The sequence below is a fragment of the Pseudomonas sp. D47 genome, assembly GCF_045447305.1.
Taxonomy (GTDB): domain Bacteria; phylum Pseudomonadota; class Gammaproteobacteria; order Pseudomonadales; family Pseudomonadaceae; genus Aquipseudomonas.
Genome location: NZ_JBJGXU010000005.1, coordinates 20036 through 31425, shown reverse-complemented (window position 1 = coordinate 31425; position 11390 = coordinate 20036). Strand labels below are relative to the sequence as shown.

Sequence of the window (11390 nt, the reverse complement as noted above, 5' to 3'; positions counted from 1 at the left end):
TCTGGTAGAATCACGTTTTTTTGGGGCTTGTGCGAATTCTGCAACCTTTTGTCGCACACCCGTAAACCGTATTGATTTCAGCGCCTCGCGCTAGAGAGAGTCTGTATGACCGTTACTTTGAAAACCGCCGAAGACATCGCCGGCATGCGCGTTGCCGGCAAACTGGCTGCCGACGTGCTGGAAATGATTGCCGAACACGTCAAGCCAGGCGTCACCACCGAAGCCCTGGACCGCATCTGCCACGACTATATAGTCGACGTGCAAAAGGCCATCCCTGCGCCGCTGAACTACAAAGGCTTCCCCAAGTCGATCTGCACCTCGATCAACCACGTGGTCTGCCACGGCATTCCGGGCGACAAGCCGTTGAAAGACGGTGACACCCTGAACATCGACGTCACCGTGATCAAAGATGGCTACCACGGCGACACCAGCCGCATGTTCCACGTCGGCAGCGTGCCGGTCTGGGCTGAGCGCCTGTCCCAGGTCACCCAGGAATGCATGTACAAGGCCATCGAGATCGTCAAACCCGGCTGCCGCCTGGGCGATATCGGTGAAGTGATCCAGAGGCACGCTGAAAAGAACGGCTTCTCGGTAGTCCGCGAATTCTGCGGCCACGGCATCGGCAAGGTGTTCCACGAAGAGCCGCAGATCCTGCATTACGGCCGCGCCGGCACCGGCATGGAACTCAAAGCCGGTATGACCTTCACTATCGAGCCGATGATCAACCAGGGCAAGGCTGACACCAAGGTGCTGGGCGACGGTTGGACTGCTATCACCAAGGACCGCAAGCTGTCGGCCCAGTGGGAACACACCTTGCTGGTCACCGAGACCGGCTACGAGATCTTCACATTGCGCGCCGACGACACGATCCCACGTATTTCGGCCTAATGTTTGCCTCGGTTTTCCCCCGTAACCCTGTGACCGCTTATAGATAGAAAGGAAAGCCGATCAATGCCCCAGGTGGATCCCGAACTCTTCGACCGTGGCCAGTTCCAGGCTGAACTGGCATTGAAGGCAAGCCCCATCGGCGCCTTCAAGAAGGCTATCCGCCAGGCCCGCGAGGTGCTCGATGCGCGCTTTCGCAGTGGCCGAGACATTCGTCGGCTGATCGAAGACCGTGCCTGGTTCGTCGACAACATCCTGCAAAAGGCCTGGGAACAGTTCAGCTGGATCGAAGATGCCGATATCGCCTTGGTGGCGGTCGGCGGCTACGGCCGCGGCGAACTGCACCCTTACTCCGACATCGACCTGCTGATCCTGCTGGACAGCGCCGATCATGAGATCTTTCGCGATTCCATCGAGCGTTTTCTGACGCTGTTGTGGGACATCGGCCTGGAAGTCGGCCAAAGCGTACGCTCGCTGGACGAATGCGCCCAAGAAGCCCGCGCCGATCTCACCGTGATCACCAACCTGATGGAAAGCCGCACCATCGCCGGCCCCGAACGCCTGCGTCAGCGCATGCTGGAAGTCACCAGCACCGCACACATGTGGCCAAGCAAGGATTTCTTCCTGGCCAAGCGCGCCGAGCAAAAAGCTCGGCACCACAAGTACAACGACACCGAATACAACCTGGAGCCCAACGTCAAAGGTTCCCCGGGCGGGCTGCGGGATATCCAGACGATCCTGTGGGTCGCGCGTCGCCAATACGGCACCCTGAACCTGCGCGCCCTGGCCGGCGAAGGCTTTCTGGTAGAAAGCGAAAACGCTCTGCTGGCCTCGTCCCAGGAGTTTCTGTGGAAGGTACGTTACGCCCTGCACATGCTCGCCGGGCGCTCCGAAGACCGCCTGCTGTTCGACCATCAGCGCTCCATCGCCACCCTATTGGGGTTTGAAGGCGAGGATGCGAAGACCAGTATCGAAAGCTTCATGCAGCAGTACTACCGGGTGGTCATGAGCATTGCCCAGCTCAGCGACCTGATCATCCAGCATTTCGAAGAAGTGATCCTGGCCCCCGAAGACGAAGCGCCACCACAGCCGATCAACTCGCGCTTCCAACTGCACGACGGCTACATCGAAGCGCGCAACGACAACGTGTTCCACCGCACGCCGTTCGCCATGCTGGAAATCTTTGTGCTGATGGCCCAGCAGCCGGAAATCAAAGGCGTACGCGCCGATACCATCCGCCTGCTGCGCGAATACCGTCACCTGATCGACGATGACTTTCGCAACGACATCCGCAACACCAGCCTGTTTATCGAGCTGTTCAAGTGCAAGATCGGCATCCACCGCAACCTGCGGCGCATGAACCGTTACGGCATCCTCGGGCGTTACCTGCCCGAGTTCGGCTTTATCGTCGGCCAGATGCAGCACGACCTGTTCCACATCTACACCGTGGACGCCCACACCCTGAACTTGATCAAACACCTGCGTAAGTTGCAGTACACCCAGGTGTCAGAGAAATTCCCGCTGGCCAGCAAGCTCATGGCCAAGCTGCCCAAGCCGGAGTTGATCTACCTGGCTGGCCTGTACCACGACATCGGCAAGGGCCGGCATGGCGATCACTCGGAAATCGGCGCGGTCGATGCCGAGGCCTTCTGCCAGCGCCATCAACTGCCGTTGTGGGACAGCCGCCTGATTGTGTGGCTGGTGCAGAACCACCTGGTGATGTCGACCACCGCCCAGCGCAAGGACTTGTCCGACCCGCAGGTGATCCACGACTTCGCCGGGATCGTCGGTGATGAGACACGCCTGGACTACCTCTACGTGCTCACCGTCGCCGACATCAACGCCACCAACCCGACGTTGTGGAACTCATGGCGCGCCAGCCTGCTGCGCCAGCTCTATACCGAGACCAAGCGCGCGCTGCGCCGTGGCCTGGAAAACCCGGTGGACCGCGAAGAGCAGATCCGCCGCACCCAAAGCGCGGCCCTGGATATCCTGGTGCGTGGCGGCAATGACCCGGACGATGTCGAGCAATTGTGGTCGCAACTGGGTGACGATTACTTCCTGCGCCACACTGCCGGCGATGTGGCCTGGCACAGTGACGCGATCCTGCAGCAGCCGGCCGATGGTGGCCCGCTGGTACTGATCAAGGAAACCACCCAGCGCGAGTTCGAGGGCGGCACGCAGATCTTCATCTACGCGCCCGACCAGCACGACTTCTTCGCCGTGACCGTGGCCGCCATGGACCAGCTCAACCTGAACATTCATGACGCGCGGGTCATCACCTCGAGCAGCCAGTTCACCCTCGACACCTACATCGTGCTCGATACCGAAGGCGACTCCATCGGCGATAACCCGGTGCGCGTGAAAAAGATCCGCGAAGGCCTGACTGAAGCCCTGCGCAACCCGGACGACTACCCGACGATCATCCAGCGTCGGGTACCGCGCCAGCTCAAGCATTTTGCCTTTGCGCCCCAGGTGACCATTTCCAATGACGCCCAGCGCCCGGTGACCGTGCTGGAACTCAGCGCCCCGGATCGTCCGGGCTTGCTCGCGCGCATCGGTGGGATCTTCCTGGAGTTCGACCTGTCGTTGCAGAATGCGAAGATTGCGACCCTCGGCGAGCGCGTGGAAGACGTGTTCTTCATTACCGACGCCGACAACCAGCCGCTGTCCGACCCGGAACTGTGCCGACGCTTGCAGGATGCCATCGTGCAGCAATTGAGCGTGAGCCAGGAGCCCGGCGTCGAGCTGTCCAGACTGACTATATGAATTGATTTAACTTCCCAGTGCGCACGGCCCCTGTGGGAGCTTGCTTGCCTGCAATGGCGTCGACCCGGCATGGCTTATACACCGAGGTGCCCGCGTCGCAGGCAAGCCAGCGCCCACAAAAAGGCCGTACTCATCTTGATCGAGGCTTACATGAACAACGCCCTGAACCAGCTGCAGCCCTACCCGTTCGAGAAACTCCGTGCCCTGCTCGGCAGCGTCACGCCGAACCCGGACAAACGCCCGATCGCGCTGTCCATCGGCGAGCCCAAGCACAAGTCACCGGCCTTCGTGGCCCAAGCGCTGAGCAACAACCTCGACCAGATGGCCGTGTACCCGACCACCCTGGGCATCCCGGCATTGCGCGAGGCCATCGGCGCCTGGTGTGAACGCCGTTTCAACGTGCCCAAGGGGTGGCTGGACCCGGCGCGCAATATCCTGCCGGTCAACGGCACCCGCGAGGCACTGTTCGCCTTCACCCAGACCGTGGTCAACCGCAGTGACGATGCACTGGTAGTCAGCCCGAACCCGTTCTACCAGATCTACGAAGGCGCCGCGTTCCTGGCTGGGGCCACGCCGCATTACCTGCCGTGCCTGGACGCCAACGGCTTCAACCCAGACTTCGACGCTGTGTCGCCAGACACCTGGAAACGCTGCCAGATCCTGTTCCTGTGTTCCCCAGGCAACCCGACCGGCGCGCTGATCCCGGTCGACACCCTGAAAAAACTCATCGCCCTGGCCGACGAATACGATTTCGTCATCGCCGCTGACGAGTGCTACAGCGAGCTGTACTTCGACGAACAAACCCCGCCGCCGGGCCTGCTCAGCGCCTGCGTCGAACTCGGCCGCCAGGATTTCAAACGTTGCGTGGTGTTCCACAGCCTGTCCAAGCGTTCCAACCTGCCAGGCCTGCGCTCCGGTTTCGTCGCCGGCGATGCCGATATCCTCAAGGCCTTCCTGCTGTACCGCACCTACCACGGCTGCGCGATGCCGGTGCAAACCCAACTAGCAAGCATCGCAGCCTGGCAGGACGAAGCCCACGTGCTGGCCAACCGTGACCTGTACCGCGAGAAATTCGACGCTGTGCTGGCGATTCTCAAGCCGGTATTAGACGTGCAAAGCCCGGACGGCGGATTTTACTTATGGCCGAATGTGAACGGCGACGATGCCGCATTCTGCCGGGACTTGTTCGTGGAAGAACACGTAACCGTGGTGCCGGGCTCATACCTGTCGCGGGAAGCGGATGGCATGAACCCGGGGGCCGGGCGTGTGCGCATGGCACTGGTTGCGCCGTTCGCGGAGTGTGTGGAAGCGGCTGAGCGGATTCGGGATTTTATCCAGCGCAAGCGCTAACTCAGTGCCCGCTCCTGACTGGCAGGAGTGGGCCCCACCTGGCAAACCCAGGTACATATTTCATGGAACGCCTCTGCATAAGTTCCCACCAAGGATTACTGATTCTTCCTTGGTGAAAATATGACTATCAGCAACCTCTCCACTCTCTCGCCGCCTCTCGACCCACACTTATATACGGGTAGCCCTTCTGATGCTGTAACACCCCACGCTCGAAAAAAACGCGGCGTCGCGGATGAAAGCAAGGCTTGGCCACAACACTCAACGGTAAAAATCTCTCTGTCGAATATGACGCAAGAGCAAACGTCCTTGGTCAAGAAAGCCATTAACGAATGGAGCCCGCACACTAACCTTCACTTTAAGTTTATTAAAGGCAATGACGGCGACATCAGAATTGCTGGAGACAACATAGGCCTCGGAAGCTGGTCCGCACTCGGAACGGATGCCCTTCATCTGCACCGCTCCGAACCCACAATGTCCATCGACTTTACAAACCCTGATGACACCGCACGAGCGCACGTATTACATGAGTTCGGCCACGCCCTGGGCCTACTGCATGAGCATCAACACCCGGAGTGCTCCCTGAATATTGATGAGCAGGCCGCCTATGAGCATTTTACTTCGCAGAATTTTACAAAGGACGATGTAGGCAATAATATACTGGGGCAGTTCGACGCCTCTGAAGTTAAAACGTCGGAATATGATAAAGACTCCATCATGCATTACCCCTTCCCCGCCTCATTACTCAATGGCGGTGACGAGATTGTATTTCAAACTAAACTTTCAGTCGGCGATAAAAAATTCATGAGGTCCATGTACCCCATAGATGAATCACCGGCGGGTAAGTTTCTATACAGCCTTACGCAATTTTTTATCAGCCGATCCTGACGTTATTTCGAATTCAATGGACGCGCCCCACATTCGCCTTACTCATATCCAGATCCGCCAACACCTCTCTCAATACGTCATCACCCATTTGGTGATGACGACTCAAGCTGTACAACTCCAAGTGGCGCGCCCGCAGGGCCTGAGGCGCCATTTGCGTTCAAGTTTGTCATCTGTATCACCTTAGCTTCGGCGATGCAGTGGAGATCAAAGCAACTCGCCCCTGTCAGCGACGTAATGCTCGCAAGTAGGCACAGATGCCAAAAGCACGGATATTTCAAGCCCAACAATGGGTATTCATTGGGACAGTGACAAAAAGAAAACCGCTCGAGCCACCAAGCACACCTTTGCCAAGGCGTTAGGTTTCACCAACATTATCCTTCCCAAAAAAGCTGCCTAACGATTCAACTCTGTGTATCCGTACAAGAAAGCCATAACGCTCGTTACCCTTGGCAGGGTGTCATCTTGGGCATGAGCATTAAAACCCCATCATTAATGGACTGAGCCCAAATTCGCTTCGCTCATGTCCAAGTCCGCCAGCACCTCGCGCAACACGTCATCACCAATCTGGTGATGACGGCTCAAGCTGTACAACTCCAAGCGTTGCGCGCGCAGGGCTTTGAGCCGAAGTTTGCGTTCAAGCTGGTCCATCTGCTGCGCCAACGCCTGGGCTTCGGCCGAGTCATTAAACACTTCCAATTGATGGCGATATTCCGACATCAGCCGCGCCTTGAGCTCAGCGGCCAGGGCCGCTTGGGCGGCGTCCGGGGTTTCGCTTCCTGCGGGTTCTTCCGCCTCAAGGGCATGGATGGCAGCCACGGCGGTTTTCTTCCAGGCCTCGCGCACTTCGTTATGACGCTTTTCGTCCGGACTCTTTTCGATGCCGCGCAATAGCAACGGCAAGGCGATGCAGGCGGCGATCAATGACAGCAGGATCACGCCCGCAGCGATAAAGATCAGCAGGTCTCGCTCTGGAAAGTCCTGCCCCGGCGCCAACAGCAACGGCACCGACATCACGCCCGCCAGGGTCACCGCGCCGCGCACGCCCCCGACGGTCAGCAGCCAGCAGGAACGGGCCGTCGGCACCAGAGTCAGTTCGCTTTTCCCACGCAGCCGTCGCAGCAGGCCTGACAGCCGCCAGATGCTCTGCACCCAGATAAACCGCAACACCACCAGCACCAGAAAGATCGCGATCACATCCAGGCAGCGATACAACAGGGTTGGCCACAGTGTCGTCTCATGGCTCACCACCGCCTTGATGATGTCTGGCAGTTGCAGGCCCAACAGCAAAAAGATCAAGCCATTGAACGCGAACTCCAGCAGCGACCAGACACTGCGATTGAGCAGCCGGGTGCTGGTCTGGCGCGGCAACAGGTCGAGCCAGCTTTGCATCATGCCCGCCGCGACCGCCGAGAGAATGCCCGATGCGCCCAGGCGTTCAGCCAGCACATACGCGGCAAACGGCAGCAGCAACATGAACACCACGTGGGTGGCCGGGTCGTCCCAGCCCCGTGCGATCATCCAGGCACGCAAACGCCCGACCAGCCAGCTCAGCGCCACGCCCACCGCCAGGCCACCCACGGCCACCAGCACAAAGGTCAGGCTGGCGTCCGCCAGGGAAAACACCCCGGTCAACGCCGCCGCCAGGGCGAACTTGAAGGTCACCAGGCCCGAGGCATCATTCATCAACGCTTCGCCCTGAAGCATGTGCATCAGCGGCTTGGGCAACCGATTTTGGGAAATGGCCGACACCGCCACGGCATCCGTCGGTGATAAAACAGCCGCCAGGGCGAAGGCCACCGGCAACGGGATCGTAGGCAGTAGCCAATGAATGAAGTAGCCGGCCCCGACCACGGTGAACAACACCAGGCCCACCGCCAACGTCAGGATGGGCCCGCGCAGGCGCCACAACTCACGCTTGGGCATGCGCCAGCCATCGGAGAACAGCAGCGGCGGCAGAAACAGAAACAGGAACAACTCAGGGTCCAGGGCCACGTGCAGCCCCAGCGTCGGCCACGCCAGCAAGGCGCCGGCGGCGATCTGCACCAAGGGTAACGGCAGAGGAATGATGCGCCCGACCAGGCGCGAAACGCTGACCAACATCAGCAGGATAAGAACGGTGTAGGCGGTTTGCATAACACGGGTTTCCCGGACAAGCGACTTGCAACGACACATATCAGGCAACAACTGGCCGTTGAAGTGCCATATTACCCGCCTATGTTACTCGCCTATGCTGTGCGATGGCTTTTGCACAAAAGTCGCACTGAGCCATAAGCAGGCATGACGAGCGGCACCCAAACCCGCTGGTCGTGGCATAATCCGTGACCTTTAGTTTCTATTTGTCCAAAGGGGGGCAATTCCTTGACCGCTTCAAGCAAAACGTTGCACCTTTTCGGCATCAAAGCCTGCGACACCATGAAAAAAGCCCGTACCTGGCTCGATGAGCACGGCGTGAGCTATGAATTCCACGACTACAAAACGGCCGGTATCGACCGCGAACACTTGACCCAATGGTGCAACGAGCACGGTTGGCAGGTGGTTTTGAACCGTGCGGGCACCACCTTTCGCAAACTCGAAGACGAACGCAAAGCCGATCTCGATCAGTCGAAAGCCATTGAATTGATGCTCGCACAACCCTCGATGATCAAGCGCCCCGTGCTCGATCTCGGTGACAGAACCCTGATTGGCTTCAAGCCAGATAGTTATTCGGCGGCCCTCAAGTAGGCCAGCCCTTTCCATTTTTGTAGAGGTAACAGCATGTCCAATTCCCTGTTCAGCCTGGGCTTCGGCGTCGGCACTCAGAACCGCCAAGGTGCTTGGCTGGAAGTGTTTTACGCACAACCCTTGCTCAACCCGTCGGCTGAAATCATTGCCGCCATTGCACCGATCCTCGGTTACACCGAAGGCAACCAGGCCATCACCTTCACCGTCTCCCAGGCCCTACAACTGGCTGACGCGCTCAAAGGCGTCGACGCAACCCAAGCCGCCCTGCTGAGCCGCCTGGCTGAAAGCCACACCCCGCTGGTCGCCACCCTGCTGGCCGAAGACGCTGCACTGACCTCCACGCCTGAGGCCTACCTCAAGCTGCACCTGCTGTCCCATCGCCTGGTTAAGCCGCATGGCCTGAGCCTGGCCGGTGTGTTCCCACAGCTGCCGAACGTGGCCTGGACCAGCCAGGGCGCGATCGACATCAGCGAACTGGCTGAACGCCAACTGGAAGCGCGCCTGCGTGGCGATCTGCTGGAAGTGTTCTCGGTGGACAAGTTCCCGAAAATGACCGACTACGTGGTCCCAGCCGGCGTGCGCATCGCGGACGCCGCGCGTATCCGCCTGGGCGCCTACGTGGGCGAAGGCACCACCGTGATGCACGAAGGTTTCATCAACTTCAACGCCGGCACTGAAGGTCCGGGCATGATCGAAGGCCGCGTGTCGGCTGGCGTGTTCGTGGGCAAGAATTCGGACCTGGGCGGCGGTTGCTCCACCATGGGCACCCTGTCGGGCGGCGGCAACATCGTGATCAAAGTCGGCGAAGAGTGCCTGATCGGCGCCAACGCCGGTATCGGCATCCCGTTGGGCGACCGTAACAAGGTGGAATCGGGCCTGTACGTCACCGCTGGGACCAAGGTTGCGCTGCTCGACGAGCAGAACCAACTGGTCAAAGTGGTCAAGGCGCGCGAGCTGGCCGGCCAGCCGGACCTGCTGTTCCGCCGTAACTCCGAGACCGGTGCCGTGGAGTGCAAAACCCACAAATCGGCCATCGAACTGAACGAAGCGCTGCACGCTCACAACTAAGCAGCCACTCGATGCCACTAGCGGGCCCCGCTCCTGGGGCTCGCTTATACGAGTCTTGAACACCATGCTTGTGCCCTCTCCCTGGCGCGCCGATTTCCCGGCCATCGCCACCCTGCAACGGCAAGACCAGACCTACCTGGACAACGCCGCCACCACGCAAAAACCCCAAGCCCTGTTGGATGCCATCAGCCATTACTACGCCAATGGCGCAGCCAATGTGCACCGTGCCCAGCATTTGCCGGGCGCCCATGCGACCCAGGCCTTTGAAGACAGTCGCAGCAAGGTCGCGCAGTGGTTGAACGCGGGGGACAGCGGGCAAATCATCTTTACCCACGGCGCAACCTCTGCGCTGAACCTCCTGGCCTATGGCCTGGAGCACTTATTCAATGCGGGCGATGAGATTGTCATCAGCGCCCTGGAACACCACGCCAACCTGCTGCCTTGGCAGCAACTGGCCAAGCGTCGCGCGCTCACGCTGGTGGTAGTGCCGCTGAACGATGACGGCGTGATTGACCTGCACGCCGCCGCCGAACTGATCGGGCCACGCACACGCCTGCTGGCGGTGAGCCAGTTGTCCAACGTGCTCGGCGCCTGGCAGCCGCTGGAGGCCTTACTGGCGATGGCCAAGGCTCACGGCGCGCTGACCGTGGTCGATGGCGCCCAGGGCATCGTGCATGGCCGCCACGACGTGCAGGCGCTGGGTTGCGACTTTTACGTATTTTCCAGCCACAAACTCTACGGCCCGGATGGCGTTGGCGTGCTGTATGGCCGCAACGAAGCCCTGCATCACCTGCGTCACTGGCAGTTTGGTGGCGAGATGGTGCAACTGGCGGACTACCACAGCGCCAGCTTTCGCCCCGCGCCATTGGGTTTTGAAGCGGGCACACCGCCGATTGCCAGCGTGATCGGCCTGGGCGCCAGCCTGGATTACCTCAGCTCGCTGGATCAAACCGCCGTGGTCGCCCATGAAGCGGCGCTGCATGACTACCTGCTACGCGGGCTGACCGCGCGCAAAGGCGTTCGCGTATTGGGCTCGCCGCAGGTGGCGCTGGCAAGCTTTGTGGTGGAAGGCGTGCACAACGCCGACCTTGCGCACCTGCTGACCGAGCAAGGCATCGCCGTGCGTGCCGGCCATCACTGTGCAATGCCATTGCTCAAGGCGATGCATTTGACCGGGGCGATCCGTGTGTCCCTGGCGCTGTACAACGACTCCGATGACCTGGAACGCTTCTTTGAAGCGCTGGACCAGGCGTTGGATATGTTGCGATGAGCCTGCCGGTGGAAGCAGTGGCCGCGCTGGAGGCTTTTCAGGCGGTAGGCAGCTGGGAGCAACGTGCGCGCATGCTGATGCAATGGGGCGAGCGGCTGCCGGCTTTGGCGGATGAGGACAAGGTTGAAGCCAACCTGGTGCAGGGCTGCGAAAGCCTGGTGTGGTTGGTGGGCCGTTTGCAGGACGGCCATTGGCAGTTCGCAGCGAGCAGCGATGCGCGCATGATTCGAGGGCTGGTGGCGTTGTTGCTGGCGCGGGTTAATGGGCTGTCGGCGGCCGAGTTGCAGGCGGTCGATTTGCCGGGTTGGTTCACTCAGTTGGGGCTTTCCCGCCAGTTGTCACCTTCGCGCAGCAATGGCCTCAATGCAGTCCTGCTGCGCATGCGCGAATTAAGCCTCATATAAAACTAAATGTGGGAGCTGGCTTGCCTGCTCCCACATTT

General features: G+C 60.0%; 9 protein-coding genes. 8 read left to right on the top strand and 1 reads right to left on the bottom strand.

Features of this window, described 5'->3' with window-relative positions:
• Positions 1–105 precede the first annotated feature (105 nt).
• From map to ACI77I_RS05840, 4 genes are all read left to right on the top strand, one after another.
• Positions 106–888, top strand: coding sequence for a type I methionyl aminopeptidase (gene map, locus ACI77I_RS05855; RefSeq protein WP_406997123.1), 783 nt, complete (start codon positions 106–108; stop codon positions 886–888).
• A gap of 63 nt (positions 889–951) precedes the next feature.
• Positions 952–3654 carry a [protein-PII] uridylyltransferase gene (locus ACI77I_RS05850; RefSeq protein ID WP_406997122.1) on the top strand — a complete coding sequence of 901 codons (2703 nt, stop codon included), beginning with the start codon at positions 952–954 and terminating at the stop codon, positions 3652–3654.
• A 150-nt stretch (positions 3655–3804) separates the two neighbouring features.
• Positions 3805–5004 (top strand): succinyldiaminopimelate transaminase, encoded by a 1200-nt coding sequence (dapC, locus tag ACI77I_RS05845; RefSeq protein ID WP_406997121.1) that lies wholly within the window; start codon positions 3805–3807, stop codon positions 5002–5004.
• Between the two features lie 120 nt (positions 5005–5124).
• Positions 5125–5889, top strand: coding sequence for a M12 family metallopeptidase (locus ACI77I_RS05840; RefSeq protein ID WP_406997120.1), 765 nt, complete (start codon positions 5125–5127; stop codon positions 5887–5889).
• Positions 5890–6378: 489 nt separating this feature from the next.
• On the opposite strand, the gene ACI77I_RS05835 is transcribed toward ACI77I_RS05840, so the two are convergent.
• Positions 6379–8022, bottom strand: coding sequence for a Na+/H+ antiporter (locus tag ACI77I_RS05835; protein ID WP_094950058.1), 1644 nt, complete (start codon positions 8020–8022; stop codon positions 6379–6381).
• 225 nt (positions 8023–8247) lie between these two features.
• Here ACI77I_RS05835 and ACI77I_RS05830 point away from each other — a divergent pair, with 225 nt between their 5' ends.
• From ACI77I_RS05830 to ACI77I_RS05815, 4 genes are all read left to right on the top strand, one after another.
• Positions 8248–8610 (top strand): ArsC family reductase, encoded by a 363-nt coding sequence (locus ACI77I_RS05830; RefSeq protein WP_003189147.1) that lies wholly within the window; start codon positions 8248–8250, stop codon positions 8608–8610.
• A 33-nt stretch (positions 8611–8643) separates the two neighbouring features.
• Positions 8644–9678, top strand: a complete 1035-nt coding sequence (gene dapD, locus ACI77I_RS05825) for a 2,3,4,5-tetrahydropyridine-2,6-dicarboxylate N-succinyltransferase (RefSeq protein WP_242154752.1) — start codon at positions 8644–8646, stop codon at positions 9676–9678.
• A gap of 64 nt (positions 9679–9742) precedes the next feature.
• Positions 9743–10948, top strand: coding sequence for an aminotransferase class V-fold PLP-dependent enzyme (locus ACI77I_RS05820; protein WP_406997119.1), 1206 nt, complete (start codon positions 9743–9745; stop codon positions 10946–10948).
• Positions 10945–11352 (top strand): SufE family protein, encoded by a 408-nt coding sequence (locus tag ACI77I_RS05815; protein WP_094950061.1) that lies wholly within the window; start codon positions 10945–10947, stop codon positions 11350–11352. Before ACI77I_RS05820 ends, ACI77I_RS05815 begins: the two co-directional genes overlap by 4 nt.
• Positions 11353–11390 lie beyond the last annotated feature (38 nt).

Excerpts from the sequence above, each read along its gene's own strand:
- map (WP_406997123.1), top strand. The coding sequence starts at position 106 with ATGACCGTTACTTTGAAAACCGCCGAAGACATCGCCGGCATGCGCGTT.
- ACI77I_RS05850 (WP_406997122.1), top strand. The coding sequence starts at position 952 with ATGCCCCAGGTGGATCCCGAACTCTTCGACCGTGGCCAGTTCCAGGCT.
- dapC (WP_406997121.1), top strand. The coding sequence starts at position 3,805 with ATGAACAACGCCCTGAACCAGCTGCAGCCCTACCCGTTCGAGAAACTC.
- ACI77I_RS05840 (WP_406997120.1), top strand. The coding sequence starts at position 5,125 with ATGACTATCAGCAACCTCTCCACTCTCTCGCCGCCTCTCGACCCACAC.
- ACI77I_RS05835 (WP_094950058.1), bottom strand. The coding sequence starts at position 8,022 with ATGCAAACCGCCTACACCGTTCTTATCCTGCTGATGTTGGTCAGCGTT.
- dapD (WP_242154752.1), top strand. The coding sequence starts at position 8,644 with ATGTCCAATTCCCTGTTCAGCCTGGGCTTCGGCGTCGGCACTCAGAAC.
- ACI77I_RS05820 (WP_406997119.1), top strand. The coding sequence starts at position 9,743 with ATGCTTGTGCCCTCTCCCTGGCGCGCCGATTTCCCGGCCATCGCCACC.
- ACI77I_RS05815 (WP_094950061.1), top strand. The coding sequence starts at position 10,945 with ATGAGCCTGCCGGTGGAAGCAGTGGCCGCGCTGGAGGCTTTTCAGGCG.